This is a genomic window from Cupriavidus ulmosensis, assembly GCF_977008105.1.
Window position 1 is genome coordinate 1,810,700 of the sequence record NZ_CDRMWP010000002.1, and the last position, 20,654, is coordinate 1,831,353.

A 20,654-nucleotide genomic window follows, 5' to 3' on the forward strand; every position below is an offset into this window, starting at 1 on the left:
TAAAAAAGCGGCCTTTCGAGGCCGCCTTCTCATTTCCGCTGCGCTGCAGACGCGAACTGCTTACTTCTTCTTGTTCACAGCGTCCTTGAAGCCTTGGCCGGCGGAGAACTTCACCGTCTTGGCGGCCGGAATCTTGATGGTTTCGCCAGTACGCGGGTTGCGGCCGGTGCGCGCTGCGCGCTTGCCCGAGCCAAAGCTGCCGAAGCCCACCAGCGTTACCGAATCACCCTTGGCAACCGCCTTCTTAATGTTGTCCAGAGCGGCATTCAGCGCGCGCTCTGCTGCAGCATTGCTCAGTTCCGCGTCAGCGGCGATGGCAGATACCAGTTCACCTTTATTCATGGCTGATTTCCCTTGTTGGTCGTCGTCATCGGAGTGTCTGCCACGCGGCAAATCACCGATCGGCGCAGTCTAATCCGCGCTTTACGCATTGGGCAATCCCCAGTGGCACCAATGCAACGAAAAAAGCCGGAAATCCTTGAGTCAAGCGCCTTTGCGGGGAATTTACACTCCTTTTCCACGCTTTCAAATACGGTTCGTGAGGGTAGCCGAATTCGAACGCGCGTAAGTCCGCGGGCACGGCGCGCGAGCCTGTCCGGCACCGGCCGCCCGGCCCCGCCGCGCGGCCCGGAAGCCCCCTGGCGCCCCCGTCGGAACCGGCAGCGCCACCGACGCCGCCATGCACCGATATGGCGACAACGCTCATTTTGGTGCAGGCCAGGACCATCCGCGCGCCCCAAATCAATGCACCGCATCATTTTGGCGCAGGCCGTGCGGACCGCCGGCTCGCCTCCCGGCGCGCGGCACGGCGCATTCTGCCCGCCCGCGGCCGACATTGCCAGTCCTCGACTGCCGCCGCCGGCCACAAAGCAGTGCGGCAACCACCAAGACGGTGCAGTCATGCACCTGCATGGGACCAATCTGGAACGGTTATTGCATACGGGTGCTCCCATTTTGAGCATGAGGAATGTATGGACAATTGGAAGAGCGGCACCGATGCCCTGTTCATCCTGTTAGGGGCGATCATGGTGCTCGCCATGCACGCGGGCTTTGCGTTTCTTGAGCTCGGCACGGTGCGCAAGAAAAACCAGGTCAATGCGCTGGTCAAGATTTTGGTGGATTTCGCCATATCCACGATTGCCTATTTCTTTATCGGCTATACGGTGGCTTATGGCGTGGAGTTCCTCGCCAGCGCCCAGACGCTGGCGCAGCGCAGCGGTTATGAACTGGTGAAGTTCTTCTTCCTGGCGACATTTGCCGCGGCCATTCCGGCGATTATCTCGGGCGGCATTGCCGAGCGCTCGCGTTTCAACCCGCAACTGGTGGCCACCTTCGTCCTGGTCGGCCTGGTCTACCCGTTCTTCGAGGGCATCGCCTGGAACAACCGCTTCGGCGTGCAGGACTGGATCGCCTCGGTGGCCGGCGCCCCGTTCCACGACTTCGCCGGCTCGGTGGTGGTCCATGCGATGGGCGGCTGGATCGCGCTGCCGGCCATCCTGCTGCTGGGCGCGCGCCGCGGCCGCTACCAGAAGGATGGCCGCATCAGCGCGCATCCGCCCTCCAACATCCCGTTCCTGGCGCTGGGCGCCTGGGTGCTGGCGGTGGGCTGGTTCGGCTTCAACGTGATGAGCGCGCAGACCGTCGACAAGATCAGCGGGCTGGTGGCGATCAACTCCCTGATGGCGATGGCCGGCGGCACGCTGGCGGCCTGGGCCGCGGGCCGCAACGATCCCGGCTTCGCCTACAACGGGCCGCTGGCCGGGCTGGTGGCGGTGTGCGCGGGCTCGGACCTGATGCACCCGCTGGGCGCGCTGATCACCGGCGCCATCGCCGGCGTGCTGTTCGTCTATCTGTTTACGCTGGCGCAGAACAAATGGCACATCGACGACGTGCTGGGCGTGTGGCCGCTGCACGGCCTGTGCGGCGCGTGGGGCGGCATTGCCGCCGGCATCTTCGGCGCGCGCGCGCTGGGCGGCATCGGCGGCGTCTCGCTGGTCGCGCAACTGATCGGCACCCTGCTGGGCATCGTCATCGCCCTGGTCGGCGGCACCGTGGTCTACGGCACGCTCAAGAAGGTGGTCGGCATCCGGCTCGATGCCGAATCGGAATACAACGGCGCGGATCTCTCGCTGCACCGCATCTCGGCCACGCCGGAGCGCGAAACCAGCTGGTGAGCCGGCCGCCGCGGCAGACACCAAGCCCCACAATTCTGTGCTTGAACTTCCGCTCGCCGCAACGCAATAATGCGTAGCCCGCACGTGCGCCGCGCCGCCGGCGCGCGCGGGCGGCGCCGCACGACGTTCGGTGTTCATGAACCTGCAAGAGCCGGCAAGGGAGAACGCGATGGATGCCACCACGCTGCAGAAGCTACAGGAAGTCGTCGTCGCCTACGCGACGGAGTTTGGGGTCAAGGTGCTTGCCGCCCTGGCCTTCTGGGTGATCGGCCGCTGGCTGATCCATTTCGTGGTGCGCCTGGTGCAGGGCTCGCTGGCCAAGCAGAAGGTCGACCCCACGCTGCTGCGCTACGTCGGCTCGATCGTCACGGTCACGCTGAACGTGGTGCTGGTGATCGGCATCCTCGGTTATTTCGGCATCCAGACCACCACCTTCGCCGCGCTGATCGCGGCGGCCGGCGTGGCCGTCGGCATGGCGTGGTCGGGCCTGATGGCCAACTTCGCCGCGGGCGCCTTCCTGGTGGTGCTGCGCCCGTTCAAGGTCGGCGACTTCGTGACGGTGGCCGGCGTGACCGGCACGGTCAGGGAGATCGGCCTGTTCGCCACCACGCTGGACACGCCCGACAACGTGCTGACCGTGGTCGGCAACAACAAGATCTTCTCCGACACCATCCAGAACTTCAGCGCCAACGCCTTCCGCCGCGTCGAGCTCAAAGCCCAGCTGGCCGGCAGCACCGATGCGGCCGCGGCCATCGCGCTGCTCAAGGAACGCCTGGCCGCGCTGCCCAACGTCCTGGCCGAGCCCGCGCCGGACGTGGAAATCCTGGAGTTCACGCTGGTCGGCCCGGTCCTGGCGGTGCGCCCGTACTGCCATAACGACAATTACTGGCAGGTGTATTTCGACACCAACCGCGTCATCCGCGAGAGCTTCGGCGAAGCCGGCTACGCCGCGCCGATGCCGGCGCAACTGGTGGTCTTGCAGCAAAGCGGCGCCGCCGCGTCCTGACCCCGCGCGGCCCGGCTCATGCCGGGCGCTGCGCCTGCATGCCGGCGCGGCCGACCAGGCGCATGCCCACCGCGCCGATCCCGCACACCGCCATGACCACGGCGAGCGGCAGCGCGGTGCCGTCGCGCCACACGCTGACCGCGGCGCCGGCCAGCGTGCCGAGCGAAAACTGCAGCGTGCCCATCAGCGCCGAGGCCGTGCCGGCCCGGTGGCCCTGATGGGCCATCGCCAGCGCCGACGCATTGGGCAGGATGCAGCCCAGGCTGCCGATGAACACGAAGAACCCCGCCAGCAGCACCGGCAGCGGCGCCGTGCCCGCCAGCGCCACCGCGGCCAGCATCACGCCGGCCGCGCAAGGCGCCAGCAGCGCGCCGCGCAGCACGTGGTCGAGCGCGCGGTTGCGCACCAGCCGCGCGTTGACCTGCGACATGGCGATCAGGCCCAGCGCGTTGGTGCCGAACACGAAGCCGTAGTGCGATGGCGCGATGCCATGCAGCTCGATCAGCACGAACGGCGAACCCGCGATGTACGCGAACATGCCGGCCTGCGCGCAGCCGGCCGACAGCGAATAGCCGACGAAGCCGCGGTCGCGCAGCAGCTCGCCGTAGTTGGACAGCACGCGGCCCAGGCGCAGCGGCATGGCGCTGGCGTGGTCGAGCGACTCTTCCATATAGCGGTGGACCACCAGCAGGATCAGCAGGCTGGCGCCGCACAGCAGCCAGAAGATCGCGCGCCAGCCGAACACGCCGAGCACGGCGCCGCCGATGATCGGCGCCAGGATCGGCGCCAGCCCCATGACCAGCATCAGCGAGGAAAAGGCGCGCGCGGACTCGTGCGCCTCGAGCCGGTCGCGGATCACCGCCCGCGCCATCACCATGCCCGCGCAGCCGCCCAGCGCCTGCAGGAAGCGCCACAGCATCAGCGCCTCGACGTCGCGCGCGAGCGCGCAGCCGGCCGCGGCCGCCGCGTACAACGCCAGCCCGGCATAGAGCGGCGGCTTGCGCCCGAAGCGGTCGCTGATCGGGCCATAGAAAGCCTGCCCCGCCGCCAGCCCCACCAGGAAGGTGCCCAGCGTCAGCTGCACGCGCCCGATGTCCACGCCGAGATCCGCCGCCAGCGCAGGAAAGCTCGGCAGGTACATGTCGATGGACAGCGGCCCCAGCGCGGTCAGCGACGCGCATACCAGCAGCCAGAGGGGGAAACGCGCGGCCCGGGGGGCGCGGGCGGAGAGGCTCATCGGAACATCCTGGGGAACGGGGGACGCGCAGCCGGCGGCGCGCGCGGGGAACGGCAAGGCGAAAGGCGTAATTGTTGCATAGCGTAACAAGCCGCGCACCCGCGGCGGCAAACGCGGATGATGCTGGCGCGCGCGGCGTGCGCGCGCCCGGCGGCGAAGGTCCGCGCCCGGGCGCGCCGCCGCGCGGCGTGGATCAGGGGGGCTGGCTTTCAACCGCGGCAAGGCCAAGGGTACAATGCCACCCTGTCGGCCGCCCGGGGCGGACGGTCACGCAGCCCGACGCACCGCGGAAGCCAGCCTGCCGGCATGGCTTCCGGCAACGTTTTCCTGCATGAGAACAAGACACGCTCTGCTTACCGCCTTACTGACCCTGGCCGCCGCCGGCGCGGCCAGCTTGCCGTGGGCGCGGCACGCGCACGCGGCCCCGCCGCCCGCCAAAGCCGCCGCCTCCGCTCCTGCGGCGCCGCCCGACGAAGCCGACGCGCTGGCCCAGATGCTCAAGGGCGCGGCCACCGGCCAGAACACCGGCGCGGCCGGCGTGCCCGAACTGCTGCGCAACACCGCGCGGCCGGACAACATCCTGGCGCGCGCCTGCCGCCAGCTCAACGACATGCTGCCGATCGACATCGACGGCGAGACGCGCCTGCGCCGCTGCCAGTCGGTGCCGGGCAAGCACGTGCTGTTCCAGCTCGAGCTCACCAAGTACCGCGGCCCGATGCTGGACCTCGCCAGCTTCGAGCTCAGCTATGCCGCGCCCCTGCAGCGCAATATCTGCGCCAACCGCGACGTGGAAATCCTCACCAAGCTCGGCGTGAGCATGATGTTCCGCTACATGACGCGCGGCGAGCGCGGCGAGCGCCGCGTGGGCGATGTCTACATCAACGCGCCGATCTGCACCTCGGCACTGCGCTAGCGCGCCGGCCCGCGATCGCGCCGGACAAGCCTGCTTGAGGTCCGGGACGCCGCCCCCTCTCTCCCCTCCCTCCGCGCTCCTCTACCCCACAAAGAAAAACGCCGGCATCCCCCGCGAGGAATGCCGGTGCCGTCGTCCGCGCACTGCTCAGGCCAGCCGCGGCCGCAGCGGCACCACGTTGGCCGCGCGCCGCGGCAGGATGCGGGTTTCCTTCCAGCTCGCATGCGCCAGCGGCGAGGCCCACACCTGCTCATGCAGGCTGGCCAGCGCGAACGGGTCGCCCAGCAGCAGGTGCTTCTGCGCGGCGCCCAGGCTCTCGGGCCCCTCGGTCAGGGCCTGCTGCACCAGCGCGGCATGCGCGAGCCGCGTGGCCTCGGGCTGGATCAGGCGCGACGAGCCGGTGGCGCACATCAGGGCGTTGGTGACGGGGTCCACCACCGCGTCGATGAAGGCCGGCGGCTCGCCGGCGGCTTCCACGTGCTCCTGCATGGCCACCATCTCGCGCGGCGGCCGGGCTTCCTCGGGCGTGACGAACAGCCGGGCGCGGCGCAGCGCGCGGCCGAACGACACGCGCGACAGGAACACCGACATCGGGATCGACAGCGCCAGCGCGCCGACGATCGGCAGCAGCCACCAGACGAAGCTCGGATCGATCCACAGCACCAGCCCGCCCCACGCCAGGCCGAGCAGCGTATGCAGGCCGTGGCGGCGGAACGCCTCGCCCCAGGTGGTCTCGGCATCCTCGCGCGGGGGCGACTTCCAGGTAATGCCCCAGCCGCTGTAGGCCGCCACCACGAACTTGGTGTGGAACAGCATGCGCACCGGCGCCAGCAGCGCAGACATCACCACCTCGATCAGCATCGACATGACCAGCCGGCCCGGCCCGCCGTAGTTGCGCGCGTCCTTCATCAGCAGCAGCACGCTGGCCACCTTGGGCAGGAACAGCAGCGTCGCCGTGGCCGAGAACAGCGCGAGCGCCTTCTCGGGATGCCACTCGGGCCAGGTCGGGAAGAACTGGTAGGGCTGCGTGAAATACTCGGGCGGCACCAGCGCGTGCTTGGCCAGCATGATCGTCGACAGCACCAGGAACAGGAACCACAGCGGCGCCGACAGGTAGGCCATCACGCCGGTGAGGAACACCGCGCGGTGCACCGCGTGGAAGCCCTGCTTCATCCACAGCCGGAAGTTCATCAGGTTGCCCTGGCACCAGCGGCGGTCGCGCTTGACCTCGTCGAGCAGGTTGGGCGGCAGTTCCTCGTAGGAGCCTTCCAGGTCGTAGGCGATCCACACGCCCCAGCCGGCGCGGCGCATCAGCGCGGCCTCGACGAAATCGTGCGAGAGGATCTCGCCGGCCAGCGGCCCCTTGCCCGGCAGCGGCGCCAGCGCGCAATGCTCCATAAACGGCTGGATGCGGATGATGGCGTTGTGGCCCCAGTAGTGCGACTCGCCCAGCTGCCAGTAATGCAGGCCGGCGGTAAACAGCGGGCCGTACACGCGCGTGGAGAACTGCTGCACGCGCGCGTACATGGTCTCGCGCCCGACCGCCAGCGGCGCGGTCTGGATGATGCCGGCGCCGGGGTTGCTCTCCATCAGCCTGACCAGCGTGGTCAGGCACTCGCCGCTCATCACGCTGTCGGCATCGAGCACCACCATGTAGCGGTAGGCGCTGCCCCAGCGGCGGCAGAAGTCCGCCACGTTGCCGGTCTTGCGCTTGACGCGGTGGCGGCGCCAGCGATAGAAGATGCGGCCGAAGCCGTTGACGGCACGGCAGGTCTCCATCCAGGCGTCGGTCTCGGCGGCGCGCAGGTCGGGGTTGCCGCTGTCGGACAGCACGAAGAAATCGAAGCGCGCCAGCTCGCCGGTGCGCTCCATCGATTCATAGGTGGCGCGCAGGCCGGCGAACACGCGCGTCACGTCCTCGTTGCAGATCGGCATGATGACCGCCGTGCGCGCCTGCTCGGCGATGGGCCCGGCCTGCGCCGCGGAGCGCGAGATCAGGTGGCGGTCGCCACCCTTGGCCAGCACCAGGAAGCCCATCATGGCGGTCCAGAAACCGGCCGACACCCACGAGAACAGGATGGCGAAGAGTGCCAGCACGGCGATCTCGAGCGGGTCGGTGCCGTGGTACGGCAGCACCTTCGTCATGAAATAGGTGGCCAGCGCGGTCTGCCCGGCCACCAGGCCCAGCAGCACCCAGCGGCGGTGCGTGCCGGCCGGGTGCCACTTGCCCTCGGCGTCGGGGCCGTCGTGCAGCGTGTCCCAGGTCTCGGGCACCGGCGGGCGCCCGAACAGGCGCCGGCCCAGGTTGCGCAGAAAGCCGGTGACGATGTGGGGCGGCCACGCGCGCGGCACCATCGAGGCGCGCCGCGGGGCCGGGCCGGTGTCGATATGCACGGTGCCGTCCTCGCGCCGCGCGATGAGCGGCTCGCCCGCTGCCTGCGGCGCGCCGTAGGCGAGGCCGAGGCGGCGCCAGACCGAGGCGTAGGCCGCGCCGCCGGGGGCCGGCTGCGCGCCGTCCTTGGCGCAGTCCTTCGCCGCGAGCTTGCGCTGCAGTTGCTGCATGGCCGGCTCGGCGCCGTCGCTGCCGGCGATCTCGCCAAGCAGCTCGCGGCGCTGGTCGGGCGAGACCGGCACGCGATCGAGATAGCGCTCGCATGCCGCCGCCGGGGCGGCGCGCCGCTTTAGCCTGGGGGTAAGATGTAGCTCCACGTCTCGGATAGGGTTGTATTGCCGTTGCGAAGATAGCCGCGCAGCTCGACCGGCTTGGTCTCGTCCTTGCGGCGCACGACCATCGTCATGCGCCAGCCGCCGGTGGCCTCGTTGCGCTGCGTCGAAGTGCTGAGCAGCTCCCCGTTGCTGTCGGCCGAGATCACCGGATCGATGCGGGTGTCGGCGGCCAGTTTCTTGAAGGCAGGGCCTTCGAAATCGACAGCCAGCGAGAAGCTGGTGTCCTCCTGCTTGCGGCTCAGGCCCTGGCCTCGCCGCGTCTGTGTCACCCACGACAGCGGCGGCAGCTTCTCGCTGTCCTTCTGCCACAGCAGGCGGTATTCGTAATCGAAGGGCTGCCGCGGCTTGGGCGGGTTGTCCGGCACCCAGTAGGCCACGATGTTGTCGTTGGTCTCGTCCGGCGTCGGGATCTGCACCAGCTCCACGCGGCCCGAGCCCCAGTTGCCCTTGGGCTCCACCCACGCGCTCGGCCGGCGCTCGTACCACGCGCCGATCTCCTGGTAGTTGCCGAAGCTGCGGTCGCGCTGCATCAGGCCGAAGCCCTGCGGGTTGGTGGCCGAGAACGACGTCACCAGCAGCCGCTTGGGATTGCCCAGCGGGCGCCACAGCCACTCGCCGGTGCCGAGCTGGACCGACAGGCCGTCGGAATCATGCACCTCGGGCCGGTAGTCCGGCACCGGCGACGGCTGGTTCTCGCCGAACAGGTACATGCTGGTCAGCGGCGCCAGGCCAAGCTTGGTGACGTGCTCGCGCAGGAACAGCCGCGACTTCACCTCCATCGCCGTCTCCGCGCCGGGGCGCAGCACGATGCGGTAGGCCCCGCTCACGCGGCGCGAATCCATCAGCGCGTAGATGGTCAGCTGCTTGTCCGCCGGCGACGGGCGCTCGATCCAGTATTCGACGAAGCGCGGGAATTCCTCGCCCGAGTTGAGCGCGGTGTCCAGCGCCAGCCCGCGGGCCGACAGGCCGTACCACTGGTCCTTGCCGAGCGCGCGGAAATAGCTCGCGCCGACGAACGACACCACCTCGTCCTTGACCTTGGGCTGGTTCAGCGGAAACAGCACGCGAAAGCCCGCGAAGCCGAGCGGCTTGAGCTTGGTCGCGTCGAGCTTGTGCGGGCCGTAGTTGAAGGCCGAGGGGTCGAAGCGGATCTCGCGCACGCTGCCGCTGACCACTTCGTTGATGCGCACCGGCTGGTCGAACACCATGCCCTCATGGAAGAAGGACAGCTCGAACGGCAGCTTGGCGTTGCGCCACAGGTGACGGTCGGGCTTGAATTCGATTTCGCGGTAGCGCTCGTAGGAGAGCTCGCGCAGCTCGCGCGGCAGGTTCTGCGCCGGCGTCTTGTACGGGGTGGCCGCAAGCTGGCGCGCGCGCGCCGCCACGGTCTCGAAGTCGAACGCATGCGCCGCCAGCGCGCACACCGCCAGCAGTCCGCCGCACAACCACCGGCCCAGGCGCAGGGCGCCGCTGCTGGCGCGCGCCGGCTGGCGGCGCGGAAGGTTGACGGTGGTCGGCACGGTAACGGTATCGGACATGGATGCCAGTGGCAGGCAGGGTTGAACACAAGGGCCGCGGCAGGCTTCGCTGCAAGAGGCGGGCCATCGCCGGGCCGGGGCGGCAGCAGGCGGAGATCGCGTCGGTCGCGCAGGTCACGGCCGGGCGCGGCGGCTTCGGCACGCCGCCGGCGCGATCCCGAAAGAGCACGCGACGCATCATAACGACAATGTCTTGAAAAAGTAACAGCCTTGTTGCAATGCGCAATAGGACCTTAACAATTCGAGACTTAAAAGTCACGTTTCGACCACGCAACGTTTGCAACAATTTGAAACCCCGGTGGGCTGGAAGCCGCTTGGCGCGCGGCTTTCGGGCCGGTGCGTCACACCGGGAGCGCGGTGCGGCGCAGGTCAGGCGCGCAGGCCGTTCGTCGGCGTCTTACGGATCGCGGCGCTTGGCGTGGGAAGGCGGGCATGGCAGTCATCGCGCGGGTGTCGTGCGCGTTTCGCGTTTGTCGGGCTCGCTGGAACCAGTATGGACGAACCCCGAATCTGCAACGCTAGGATACGGATCGCGCTTCGTCAACGCGGGGGCCGGCGCCCCGAAACGGCGCATGGCGCACCCCGGTCTTCGTGCGGCGCACAGCGGCCGCGTGCCGCCCTGCCGGGCAGGCAAAAAAAAGAGAGGCCGCAGCCTCTCGATCGGATCTCACCCCGGTGCCGGTCCCCCCGGACGGCATGTTGCCACTGGGCACCGTTTCCCCGTCATCGCGGCAACGCGCCGGCGCGTCGGCCTATTGGCGCGGCGCGGCATGCAGATGCGGGCGGCACGGCGAACTGCTGGCGTCGCGGGCATGCCCGCCGCCGGTCGCCTTCGCTACCAGCAACGGCGCAGGAGCGCAAAAGGTTGACGCGCGCGCCGGCCCGCTCAGTGGCACAGGCGGTTGAACAGCTCGCCCGCCACGGTGCCGGCGGCGACCTGCTGCGGCATGCCGGCCTGCGGCGCGTCGATGGTGTAGAGCGATTCGCCGCGCGCGTAGCGCTTCGGATACAAGGTCTGCTCGACCACCGCGTACATCGAGGTCGCGCAGTTGAAGATCATGCGCCGGAGCGAGGAGCGGATCTGCTCGCCGCTCGTGGTGCGGATCACGCCGGCCGGCGCGTTGCGCATCACGGCCACGCCCACTTCCGCGCCGCGGCGGCGCACCGAGGTCTTGTCGAAATAGGAGATCGCGCCGTTGGCGCCCGCGAGCGGCAGCCAACGCTGCGGATCGGGCGCGCCGGTCTCGGGCGCCGCCACCGCGGTGCAGCCGTCGCGCGGCGTGGCGCGCAATGCCACGCCGCCGTCGGCGCCGGGGCATTGATACAGCCCCGCCGCGGCGGGACGGACCGTGCCGGTGGCCGTCTCGGCATGGGCGGCAAGGCACAGGCTGCCGCCCGCAAGCAGGACGATGGCACAGGAAACGGCGTGGAAAGCGGCGCGCAAGGACATGGACGGACCCTCGTTCAGGCAGAAAACAGGCCGCATTGTCGCATACGGTCCCGCCGCCGCCCCGCGCCGCGGGGCGCCGCGCTCAGCCCTGCTGACCGCGCCAGGCCACCAGGTCGGCGATGGTCAGTACCGGCAGGCGGTACATCTCGGCGAACGCCAGCGCCTCGGGGCGGCGCGCCATCGTGCCGTCCGGGTTCATCAGCTCGCACAGCACCGCGGCCGGCGCCAGCCCGGCCAGGCGGGCCAGCTCGACCGAGCCTTCGGTATGGCCGCGGCGCGCCAGCACGCCGCCGTCCACCGCCACCAGCGGGAATACGTGGCCGGGGCTGACCACGGCATCGAGGCCAGCGTCCTCGGCGATGGCGGCGCGGATGGTGGTGATGCGGTCGGCCGCGCTCACGCCCGTGGTCACGCCTTCGCGCGCCTCGATCGAGACCGTGAAGGCGGTGCCGTACTGGCTGCGGTTGTTTTCGACCATCGGGCGCAGGCCCAGGCTGGCCACCTTCTCGCGCGTCAGGCACAGGCACACGATGCCGCTGCACTCGCGGATCATCATGGCCATGTTGGCCTGGGTCAGGCGCTCGGCGGAGAGGATCAGGTCGGCCTCGTTCTCGCGGTCGTCATCGTCGAGCAGTACCACGGGACGGCCTTCGCGCATGGCGTCGAGCGCCCGCGCGATGCGCTCGCCGAGCGGGCGCTGGTCGGCCTCCGCGCCGGCCGGGAAAGCGACAACGGGTTGTTCCTGGGTGGGAAGTGACAGCATGAAACGCTCCTATTGCAACGATAAGCGGGCGTTCCAGGGGATCAGCGGAAAACACGGGCAAATCCAGCCGCGCAGGCGCGCAGCACGCGCATGCCGGGGGGAGCCAGCCGGGTTGTACCGCCCATCTTCTTTCATCCGGACTATGACCGTCGGCCCTGGCCTCTCACCAGGTCTGCTGACCCCGCACGGGAATGCGGGCGCTCGCGGGCTCGCCACGCGCTGTGGTGGCATACCGCCGGTGGGGACTTGCACCCCGCCCTGAAGACGTAACGATGCCGGCGCGCCACCATCGGGGATGGCAGGCGCGCCGGCAACGGCATGTTAGCACGGGTGCGCCAAGGCTTGCTTGGCGCGCCCCGGCCTAGGGCGCCACGGCCGCGGCGTGGCTGGCCAGCGCCTCCAGCGCCAGGCGCGAGGCCTCGTCGGCCGGGAAGAAGCACTCGATGCGCATTTCCTGCAGCGTCACGTCCTGCGGAATGCCGAGCGTGGTCAGCGTGGTGAACAGCGCGGCGCGGAAGCCGCCCGCCGCCACCGTGACCGGCAGCAGCGGCGGCGGCGGGCCGCCGGCGGCCTCGTCGTCGGCCAGCGGCAGGCCGCCCGGCCCGAGCAGATCCGGGTGCCAGGCCGCGATGCGCGCGAAGAGCGCGCGCGCGGCCTGGTCCTGCGCCTGCGTCTGCAGTTCCTGCCAGACCCGGCGCAGCAGGTAGCGGCCGACCTGGCGGGCGTTCCCGAGCGCCGGCCACAGCCCCTGCGGGTCGAACACCGTGAGCATCAGGTTGACGCGCGCATCGCCCGGCTCCAGCGTGGACGGCGCGCGCCCGCCGAGCAGCACGCGGAGCATGTCGCGGTAGGCCCGGTTGGCGTCGAGCAGGTTCCAGAAGCGGTCCAGCACCACCGCCGGATACGGTTCCTGCTTGCTCAGGATCAGCGCCACCGCCTGCTGCACCATCTGCAGCGCCGGCGCGCCGAGGCCGTGCTCGCTATAGGCCGGGGCGAAGCCGCCGGCCAGCAGCAGCCGGTTGCGCTGGCGCAGCGGCACGCCGAGGCGGTCCGCCAGCGACAGCACCATCTCGCGGCTGGGCCGGGCGCGGCCCGACTCGAGGAAGCTGATATGCCGCTGCGACACCCCGGCGGCCAGCGACAGCGCGAGCTGGCTGTAGCCGCGCCTGCCGCGCCAGTAGCGCAGCAGGCCGGGAAAGTCGGTGGCGGTCTCGGAGCTCGGGGTCAGGGTGTCCATGACGGCATTACAGCACGGCCGGCGCCATGCGGCGATTACCTCCGAGGTAATCCCGCGCCCCTGCTACAGCACCCTGCCCCGCGTCTCGCTCAACGCCGCCGCGAGGCCGTACTTGCGGATCTTCTGGTACAGCGTGCTCTTGGCGATGCCGAGGTGCGAGGCGGTCTTGGTCAGGTTGCCGCCGCTGTACGCCACCGCCCGGCGGATCGATTCCGCCTCGGCCATCTCCAGCGAGTACACGGCGCCGGGCGGCGCGGCAGCCGCGGGTTCCGCCCGGGCCGCATCGCCCTGCCAGGCGGCCGCGCCGATCTCCAGCGGCAGCTTGTCGACCGTGATCACGCCGCCGTCGGCCATCAGCAGCGAGCCTTCGAGCGCGTTGCGCAGCTCGCGCACGTTGCCGGGCCAGTCGTAGGCGAGCAGGCAGGCATAGGCGTCGTCGTCGAACGAGGCCAGCGGCAGGCCGTAGCGCTCGCACAGATGCGTGAGCCAGTGCGCCACCAGCGCGGGGATGTCGTCCTTGCGCTCGCGCAGCGGCGGGATGGCGATGTTGGTGACGGCGATGCGGTAGAACAGGTCCATGCGGAACTTGCCGGCGGCCACGTCGTCGCGCAGGTTGCGGTGGGTGGCGGCGACCAGCCGGAAGCTGACCTTGCGCGGCGTGTTCTCGCCGAGCCGGTAGATCTCGCCTTCTTCGAGCACGCGCAGCAGGTGCGGCTGGATGTCGAGCGGCATCTCGCCGATCTCGTCGAGGAACAGCGTGCCGCGGTTGGCGGCCTCGATCTTGCCGGCCGCGCCCGACTTGCGCGCGCCGGTGAAGGCGCCTTCGGCATAACCGAACAGCTCGCTGGCGAGCAGGTCGCGCGACAGCCCGCCGCAGTTCAGGGCCACGAACGGCCCCTCGGCGCAGGCGCTGGCCTGGTGGATGCCCTGCGCGAACAGTTCCTTGCCGACGCCGGTCTCGCCCAGCAGCAGCACCGGCACCCGGGACGGCGCGAGGTGCTGCGCCTTCTCCACCGCCGAGCGCAGCGCGGCGCCGTTGCCGACGATGCGCGAGAAGGCCGGCGCCGGGGCCGTGCGCGCCGGCGGCGCGCCGCTGGCCGCGCGCTGCGGCACGGCCGGGACCACCAGCAGGAAGCCGAGCGTCTCGCCGGCCTCGCGGATGGTTTCGAGGCGGGCCAGCCGCAGCCAGTCCGGCGCGGGCCGGACGGCGGCGCCGGCCTGCCGGATGCCCAGGCCCGGCACCGAGAACCTGCGGTCCAGCGCGGTGTCCACGCCCAGCCGCAGCAGCGCCGCGGGCGCCTGCGGATTGGCCTTGACCAGTTGCCCGCATTCGTCGAGGACCAGCACGCCGTCGCTGCGCAGCGAGCCGAAGTGGCTGGCGCAGCGGTCCAGCAGCCGCAGGCGGCGCTCCATCGCCAGCTTGGCCAGGCGGCTTTCGATGCGCCCGGCCAGCGAGACCGTCAGCGCCAGGCTGTGCCGGCTGTAGGTCTGCGCCAGGCCAGACACGTCGATGACGCCGAGCACGCCGCCGTCGAGCGGGTCGCGGATCACGGTGGCCGAGCAGGTCCAGCGCTTGATGCCGGCGCAGAAATGCTCGGCGCCGTGGATCTGCACCGGCTGCTGCAAAGCCAGCGCGGTGCCGATGGCGTTGGTGCCGCAGTTCAGCTCGGTCCAGTCGCAGCCCGGAATCAGGCCGACCTCGCCGGCCGGCTCGACGATGCGCATATCGCCTTCCTGCTGCAGGATCATGCCGTCGGGATCGGCCAGCAGCATGATGGTGCCGGTCTGCGAGAGGAATTCGTGGGTCTGCTGGATCAGCGGCAGGCTGGTGCTGACCAGCCGCGCGTTCTTCTCGCGCCGCGCCCGCAGGCCGTCCTGGCCCAGCGGCGGCGGCGCGGCGCCGGCGCCGGGATCGACGCGGGCCACGAGGCAGCGCCGCCACGAGTCGTCCACCACGCAGCGCAGCTCGCCGGCATTCGCCTCGCCGCCGCCAATCAGGTGTTCCCAGGCGGACATGATGCTCGCGTCATGATCGGGATGGGAAAACCAGTCCATCGGTGTGCTGGCTGGATGCATGCCGTGTCTCCTTGCGGGGTCCGCCGGTGGCGGATCACGAATGGCCGGTGTGCCGGCTCGCTCTTTTTCGCTCTCTGGCTCTGCCTGCGCGGGACTGGCGCCCGCGTTCCTGGCCTGCGCCTTCGCTTGCCTGGCCGTCTGCTTTGCGCATGCTACTCCCGGCAGCGCCACCAGGGCCAGCCGGGACTTGCCCATCCCTGCTGGCAGACTGCGAGCAAATTCCACGCCACCGGCCCGGCGCCGCGCCACGGCGCGCGCGCGCCGGACCGCCCGCGCGGCGCCGTCCGAAAACACGACGGCCGTCCGAAAATCGAACGGCCGTCCGGCCACCGGCCAAAACCGGCGGCCTGTCCACATGCGGTTGCCCGATGCGGAGGATGGGCTACATCGGCAGCGGAGCGCGCGTCAGTCCGCGCGCTCCGGCAGCGGCAGCTTCACCCAGTCGGTATAGAAAGCCTCGATGTCCGGCTCGAAGTCGTGGATCACCGGATACCACGGCGTGGGCGCCTCCACGTCGTGCATGGTCCCGCACTTCGGGCAGTAGTACTCGCGGTAGACCTGCCACTGGGTGTCCGGCGCCATCAGGTGCGGATAGACCTCGGTCATGGCTTCCTCGGTGTCGCGCACGTAGATGTTGGCGTGCAGCTTCCAGTTCTCCCGGTAGTCGCAGAACACATGGCCGCAGTCGCACTGCGTGACCCACTTGCGGGTCTTGGCCTGTTGCACGATGAACATGTGCGGGCCCAGCGGCAGCACGATGCGGTCGTCCCAGTCGAGCTTCTTCTGCAGCGCCTCGACGTACAGCTTGAAGCGCTCCGCGTCCTTGGGCATGGACAGCATGCGCAGCGTGGTGTCCCAGTCGAGCTTGCCGTCGACGAGGTTCTTGACCTGTTCACTGGTATAGGTAGACATCTTGCGTCTTCTCCTGAATCCTGCGTGATTGGATGTGCCGGGGCGGCCTTACTCTTCGACCAGCACCACGGTATGGACGTCCGGCATCTTGGACAGGTCCATGCGGTACTTGGAGCCGTAGGTCGGCACGTCGAGCTCGTCCTCGGTCAGGGTCCATGACGCCGGCAGGTCCCAGAACGCGCGGAACTGCTGCTCGAACTTCTGCGACAGGCCGAAGCTGGTGGCGAACATGTGCTGCACCTGGGTCGAGGCATGCTTGACCAGGATGCGCTCGCGCTCGCCCTTCATCCATTCCTGCGTCGGCTGCGAGCGCGCCAGGCGCTGGTTGCGGATCTCGACGCGCTGCAGCGCGGTCTGCCGGGCGTCCACCTTCCAGATGCCGTTGCCGTCCCTGGTCGCCACCGCGCCGTAGACCTTCTGCGCGTACTCGGGCAGCAGCACGGCGTTGTTCAGGTCGCGCTCGATGGCCTCCACCTCGCGGTCGAGCGGATCGCCGAAGCCGGGGCCGCCGCGCAGGTAGTTCAGGTACAGGTCGTAGTTGTCGTAGCAGTCCTCGGTGGTCATGCACTGCTGGTCGCGCTTGACGACGGCGCCGGCGTTGAGGTGGTTCTCGTAGTCCGGCAGGTCCGGGTTGGCGTCGCCGCCCAGCGGCAGGCTGTCGCCGCCGGCGATGCGCTCCTTCAGGCCGGTCTTGTGCGCCTCGAAGCGGTAGCCGGTGGCGGCCGGGTAGCCGCCCATCAGGCCCCAGTCGCTGTTCATGTAGCCGTTGCCCATGAAGAACATGGTCCAGTCCTGCGCCTTCCACACCATGCGCAGGGTCTCGAAGCCGCAGCCGCCGCGGTACTTGCCGTAGCCGCCGGAGTTGGCCTTGACGTTGCGCCCGAGGTAGAGCAGCGGCTCGGCCATCTCCCAGATCTCGATGTCGCCCATGTCGCCTTCGGGGTTCCAGATCGCCGCGGCGTGGTTCAGCCCGTCCTTGATGGCGCAGGCGCCGGTGCCGCACGACGAGGCCTCGAAGCTGTTGACCGCGTGGATCTCGCCTTCCTGGTTGATGCCGCCGCCCTGCAGCCAGTTGGAAGTGTTGGCATTGCCGGCGTTGACCTCTTCCAGGTAGCCGCGGCTGAAATACGCCTGCGACAGCCCGCGCCACATCGCGCTCCAGCCGGACACCAGGAAGTGCCAGGCGTAGGCGTGGCCGGTGCGGCGGTCGTCCGGGTTCATCCAGGTGCCCTTGGGCAGGTGGAATTCCGTGCCGAAGTAGGCGCCGTCGTTGATGCGCTGGGTCGGCACCAGGGTCTGGGTCATCATCACCCAGATGCCGCTGGTGAAGGCCACCTGGTGCGCGTTGTACGAATGCCAGCCCCAGCGGCTCGCGCCCTCGAAGTCCAGCCGCCACGAGCCGTCCTTGCGGATCTCCATCTCCACCGGCGAGTGCATGATCGAGTCGAGCTTGGCGAAGGCCGACGAGGTCTGCACGTCCGGATGGTTGTAGGGCACGTCGACGAAGGCCACCTTGCGGTACTTGCCCGGCAGCGTCATGGCCTTGATGCGGGTCTGCAGGCCGCGCCGCCCTTCCTCGATCACCTCGTAGGCGAATTCCTCGTAGGCTTCCAGCCCTTCGTCGGCGATCACTTCCTCGATCAGGTCGCGGATCATGTGGCAGCCAGCGATGCGGGTGCGCTCGTCAAGGATCCAGTATTTCGGCGTGCGCACCGAACGCTGGCTTTCGTGCAGCCAGTCGCGCAGCGGCGTGTCGTTCACGCCGGTCTTGCGGCAGGTGATCATGTAGCCGTCGCCGAAGCGCTGCACCTGCCCGGTCGACATCGAGCCGGGCGTGACCGCGCCGGTGTCGATCACGTGGGTCACGCCGCCCACCCAGCCCACCAGCTTGCCGTGCGAGAAGATCGGCACGATGGTGGCGATGTCGCACGGGTGCACGTTGCCGATCGAGCAGTCGTTGTTGGTGAACATGTCGCCGGGATGGATGCCGGGATTGCCCTCCCAGTTGTTCTCGATCATGTACTTGATCGCCGCGCCCATCGTGCCGACGTGGATGATGATGCCGGTCGAGGTCAGCACGCAGTCGCCGGCGGCGTTGTAGAGCGTGAAGCAGAGCTCGCCTTCCTGCTCGACGATAGGGCTGGCGGCGATCTTCTTGGCGGTCTCGCGCGCATGCACCAGGCCGCCGCGCAGCTTGGAGAACAGCTTTTCGTAGCGGATCGGGTCGCGCTCGCGGAAGGCCAGGCGCGTGAGCCCGTTGTAGTGGCCGGTCTGCGCGGTGCGCTCGAGTATCGCATCGCGGAATTCCTTGAGCGTCTGGCCGGTCTTGAGCAGGTCGGCCAGGCCGACTTCCTTGCTGGACATCATGTTCATGGCGTGTCTCCTGTTATTTCGCTGCCTTGTTCACTTCCTTGAGGTGGAACAGGCGATGCTTGTCGAGCGTGGTGGCGAAGCCCTCCGGCACCACGAAGGTGGTGGCGTCGGACTCGATGATGGCCGGCCCGGTGATGGTGTTGCCCGGCTGCAGCGCCTCCATCTTCCACAGCACCGCGTCGTGCCACCGCTTCTGGCGGTAGAGCGGGCGCGTGCCGATGCGGGCCGCGGCCGGCGGCGTGGGACCGCCGTCGGGGTCTTCGGGCAGCACCGGCTTCTGCGTCAGCACCATGCCGCGCATGATCGCGCCCGTCACCGAGAAGCCCAGCTCGGGCGAGCGCGCCGAGCTGGCGTACACGCGGCCGTAGGTCTGCTCGAAGGCATCGACGATGCGGTCCCAGTCGGCGGCGCCGGCCGCGCTGGGAATCGGCGAGTCGATCTCCAGGTCGTTGAGTTGGCCCATGTACTGCATGCGGTAGCCGGGGCGCAGGATCACGTCCTCGGGCTTGAAGCCGTTGATGCGGAATTCCTCGATCACCTTGGCGGCCAGGTCCGACCAGGCCTGCTGGATGGTCTGCGCGGCCTGCGCCTTGTCGGCCTCGGCCGCGCCCTGCGGCAGCGCCAGGTCGACGCTCTTGTCGTAGCGGTACTCGAAGTCCGCGCAGGCGCAGCCGAACGCCGAGAAGCCCGCGGCCCAGGCCGGCACGATCACGTCCTTGAAGCCCAGCCCTTCGGTATAGCCGTAGGTATGGACCGGCCCCGCGCCGCCGTAGGAGAAGCAGACGAACTCGGTCGGGTTGTAGCCCTTGGCGCTGACGTTGGAGCGCAGGTACTCGCGCAGCTGCAGGTCGAGCAGCTCGATCACGCCGGCGGCGGCGTCCTCCACCGACAGGCCCAGCGGGTCGGCGATCTGATCCTTGATGTGCTGGCGCGCGCGCGCCACGTCGAGCTTGATGGCGCCGCCGAGGAAGTTGTCGGGATTGAGGTAGCCGAGCACCACGTGGCAGTCCGACACCGAGACCGTGTCCAGCCCGCTCTCGGGCCAGCAGGTGCCGACCCGGTAGCCGGCGCTGTCCGGCCCCAGCTTGATGGCGCCGCTGTACGGGTCGAGCCGCACGAAGCTGCCCGCGCCCGCGCCCACGGAATCCATCGTCACCAGCGGCAGCGACAGCACCAGCCGCGCCATGTCCGGGTCGGCGGCGATGGCGAAGTTGCCCTTGGTGATGAGCGCCATGTCGAACGAGGTGCCGCCGATGTCGGAGCAGGCGATGTTGTCGTAGCCCAGCGTCTCGCCCAGCAGGCGCGAGCCGATCACGCCGCCGATCGGGCCGGAGACGATGGTGCGCGCCAGTTCCTTGGCCTTCCAGCTGATGGTGCCGCCGTGGGTGGCCATCACGCGCAGGTCGAACTTGGCGCCGTGCTTGCGGAAACGGTCGCTGACCTTCTTGAGGGTTTGGCGCGAGGGCTCGGCCGCGTAGGCTTCGAGCACCGTGGTGTTCATGCGGTGGCTTTCCTTGCGCTGCGGATAGTAGTCCACCGAGGCGAACACCGGGATGTCGGCGCCGAGCTTCTTGAGCTCGTCGCGCACGATGTCGCGCGCCTGCTGCTCGCTGGTGCCGTTCTTGTGCGACTGGAGGAAGCAGATCACGATGGCCCTGGAGCCGGCCGCCACCAGCTCGCGCGTGGCCTGGCGGGTCTCGTGCTCGCGCAGCGGGATCACGATCTCGCCCTGCACGTCGGTGCGCTCGGTCACGCCGCGCGTGCGCGACAGCGGCACCAGCGGCTCGTCGTAACGGTGCGTGTTGAGGTGGATGCGCTCTTCCAGCGCGTAGCCGAGGTAGCTCTGGATCGCGCGGCCCATCGAGTGGACGTGCTCGAAGCCCTTGTTGACCATCAGGCCCACGTCGAGCCCCTTGCGCTGCACCACGCGGTTGAGCATCGCGGTGCCCGAATACACGCAGGTCAGCAGCTCGGGATAGACGTCGTCGACGCCGCGCTGCCAGTGCGCCAGCGCGTCCTCGGACGAATTGAAGATGGCCAGCGATTCGTCCTCGGGGTTGCTTTGCGCCTTGCCCACGACGAAACGGCCATCGGAGCGCACAAAGAAGGTGTCGGTCATCGTGCCGCCGGCATCGATGCCCATCACCTGGACTTGCGATTGCACTTCCATATCCATGTCTCCTTCCAGTGATTGCGTTCACGGCGGCTGCCGGGCAGCGCCGTTGCCAGGCTCGCCGCGTCGCGGGGC

The 20,654-nt window shown here is 69.4% G+C and carries 14 protein-coding genes and 1 riboswitch; of the genes, 3 read left to right on the forward strand and 11 right to left on the reverse strand.

Annotated elements, in window-relative coordinates; all coding sequences use genetic code 11:
- Positions 1 to 60: 60 nt before the first annotated feature.
- Positions 61 to 342 carry an HU family DNA-binding protein gene (locus ACWTPI_RS27740; protein WP_020202816.1) on the reverse strand — a complete coding sequence of 94 codons (282 nt, stop codon included), beginning with the start codon at positions 340 to 342 and terminating at the stop codon, positions 61 to 63.
- Between the two features lie 629 nt (positions 343 to 971).
- Here ACWTPI_RS27740 and ACWTPI_RS27745 point away from each other — a divergent pair.
- On the forward strand, positions 972 to 2,174 hold the full coding sequence (locus ACWTPI_RS27745) for an ammonium transporter (RefSeq protein WP_020202817.1): 1,203 nt from the start codon (positions 972 to 974) through the stop codon (positions 2,172 to 2,174).
- Positions 2,175 to 2,343: 169 nt separating this feature from the next.
- Positions 2,344 to 3,180: a mechanosensitive ion channel family protein gene (locus ACWTPI_RS27750; RefSeq protein WP_020202818.1), complete on the forward strand. Its 837-nt coding sequence runs from the start codon at positions 2,344 to 2,346 to the stop codon at positions 3,178 to 3,180.
- 16 nt (positions 3,181 to 3,196) lie between these two features.
- Here ACWTPI_RS27750 and ACWTPI_RS27755 read toward each other — a convergent pair whose 3' ends face one another.
- A complete protein-coding gene (locus ACWTPI_RS27755; protein WP_020202819.1) occupies positions 3,197 to 4,417 on the reverse strand; it encodes a Bcr/CflA family multidrug efflux MFS transporter in 1,221 nt (406 codons plus the stop codon).
- A gap of 331 nt (positions 4,418 to 4,748) precedes the next feature.
- On the opposite strand from ACWTPI_RS27755, the gene ACWTPI_RS27760 reads away from it, so the two are divergent.
- Positions 4,749 to 5,330 (forward strand): hypothetical protein, encoded by a 582-nt coding sequence (locus ACWTPI_RS27760; protein WP_059411594.1) that lies wholly within the window; start codon positions 4,749 to 4,751, stop codon positions 5,328 to 5,330.
- 147 nt (positions 5,331 to 5,477) lie between these two features.
- On the opposite strand, the gene mdoH is transcribed toward ACWTPI_RS27760, so the two are convergent.
- The 9 genes from mdoH to ACWTPI_RS27805 form a co-directional block, all read right to left on the reverse strand.
- Complete coding sequence (gene mdoH / locus ACWTPI_RS27765) at positions 5,478 to 8,039, reverse strand: glucans biosynthesis glucosyltransferase MdoH (RefSeq protein WP_082079482.1); 2,562 nt, start codon at positions 8,037 to 8,039, stop codon at positions 5,478 to 5,480.
- A complete protein-coding gene (locus tag ACWTPI_RS27770; protein WP_020202822.1) occupies positions 8,012 to 9,595 on the reverse strand; it encodes a glucan biosynthesis protein G in 1,584 nt (527 codons plus the stop codon). The genes mdoH and ACWTPI_RS27770 overlap by 28 nt, the downstream gene beginning before the upstream one ends.
- 886 nt (positions 9,596 to 10,481) lie before the next feature.
- Positions 10,482 to 11,045, reverse strand: coding sequence for a surface-adhesin E family protein (locus tag ACWTPI_RS27775; protein WP_454733338.1), 564 nt, complete (start codon positions 11,043 to 11,045; stop codon positions 10,482 to 10,484).
- 82 nt (positions 11,046 to 11,127) lie between these two features.
- Positions 11,128 to 11,808, reverse strand: coding sequence for a 3,4-dihydroxy-2-butanone-4-phosphate synthase (gene ribB, locus ACWTPI_RS27780; RefSeq protein ID WP_020202824.1), 681 nt, complete (start codon positions 11,806 to 11,808; stop codon positions 11,128 to 11,130).
- A gap of 119 nt (positions 11,809 to 11,927) precedes the next feature.
- Positions 11,928 to 12,078, reverse strand: a riboswitch (FMN riboswitch).
- A gap of 91 nt (positions 12,079 to 12,169) precedes the next feature.
- Positions 12,170 to 13,045: a helix-turn-helix domain-containing protein gene (locus ACWTPI_RS27785; RefSeq protein ID WP_020202825.1), complete on the reverse strand. Its 876-nt coding sequence runs from the start codon at positions 13,043 to 13,045 to the stop codon at positions 12,170 to 12,172.
- A 63-nt stretch (positions 13,046 to 13,108) separates the two neighbouring features.
- Entirely contained in the window at positions 13,109 to 15,121 is a 2,013-nt protein-coding gene (locus ACWTPI_RS27790) for a sigma-54-dependent Fis family transcriptional regulator (RefSeq protein ID WP_454733339.1), read from the reverse strand.
- 405 nt (positions 15,122 to 15,526) lie between these two features.
- Positions 15,527 to 16,033, reverse strand: a complete 507-nt coding sequence (locus ACWTPI_RS27795; protein ID WP_020202827.1) for an acetone carboxylase subunit gamma — start codon at positions 16,031 to 16,033, stop codon at positions 15,527 to 15,529.
- 48 nt (positions 16,034 to 16,081) lie between these two features.
- Positions 16,082 to 18,406 (reverse strand): hydantoinase B/oxoprolinase family protein, encoded by a 2,325-nt coding sequence (locus tag ACWTPI_RS27800; protein WP_454733340.1) that lies wholly within the window; start codon positions 18,404 to 18,406, stop codon positions 16,082 to 16,084.
- 13 nt (positions 18,407 to 18,419) lie between these two features.
- Complete coding sequence (locus ACWTPI_RS27805) at positions 18,420 to 20,576, reverse strand: hydantoinase/oxoprolinase family protein (RefSeq protein ID WP_454733341.1); 2,157 nt, start codon at positions 20,574 to 20,576, stop codon at positions 18,420 to 18,422.
- Positions 20,577 to 20,654: the final 78 nt, after the last annotated feature.

What these genes read in the sequence shown, in the direction of transcription:
- ACWTPI_RS27760 (WP_059411594.1), top strand. Translation starts at nt 4,749, where the DNA reads ATGAGAACAAGACACGCTCTGCTTACCGCCTTACTGACCCTGGCCGCC.
- ACWTPI_RS27745 (WP_020202817.1), top strand. Translation starts at nt 972, where the DNA reads ATGGACAATTGGAAGAGCGGCACCGATGCCCTGTTCATCCTGTTAGGG.
- ribB (WP_020202824.1), bottom strand. Translation starts at nt 11,808, where the DNA reads ATGCTGTCACTTCCCACCCAGGAACAACCCGTTGTCGCTTTCCCGGCC.
- ACWTPI_RS27800 (WP_454733340.1), bottom strand. Translation starts at nt 18,406, where the DNA reads ATGAACATGATGTCCAGCAAGGAAGTCGGCCTGGCCGACCTGCTCAAG.
- ACWTPI_RS27790 (WP_454733339.1), bottom strand. Translation starts at nt 15,121, where the DNA reads ATGCATCCAGCCAGCACACCGATGGACTGGTTTTCCCATCCCGATCAT.
- ACWTPI_RS27750 (WP_020202818.1), top strand. Translation starts at nt 2,344, where the DNA reads ATGGATGCCACCACGCTGCAGAAGCTACAGGAAGTCGTCGTCGCCTAC.
- ACWTPI_RS27805 (WP_454733341.1), bottom strand. Translation starts at nt 20,576, where the DNA reads ATGGAAGTGCAATCGCAAGTCCAGGTGATGGGCATCGATGCCGGCGGC.
- ACWTPI_RS27770 (WP_020202822.1), bottom strand. Translation starts at nt 9,595, where the DNA reads ATGTCCGATACCGTTACCGTGCCGACCACCGTCAACCTTCCGCGCCGC.
- ACWTPI_RS27775 (WP_454733338.1), bottom strand. Translation starts at nt 11,045, where the DNA reads ATGTCCTTGCGCGCCGCTTTCCACGCCGTTTCCTGTGCCATCGTCCTG.
- ACWTPI_RS27755 (WP_020202819.1), bottom strand. Translation starts at nt 4,417, where the DNA reads ATGAGCCTCTCCGCCCGCGCCCCCCGGGCCGCGCGTTTCCCCCTCTGG.
- ACWTPI_RS27795 (WP_020202827.1), bottom strand. Translation starts at nt 16,033, where the DNA reads ATGTCTACCTATACCAGTGAACAGGTCAAGAACCTCGTCGACGGCAAG.
- ACWTPI_RS27740 (WP_020202816.1), bottom strand. Translation starts at nt 342, where the DNA reads ATGAATAAAGGTGAACTGGTATCTGCCATCGCCGCTGACGCGGAACTG.
- ACWTPI_RS27785 (WP_020202825.1), bottom strand. Translation starts at nt 13,045, where the DNA reads ATGGACACCCTGACCCCGAGCTCCGAGACCGCCACCGACTTTCCCGGC.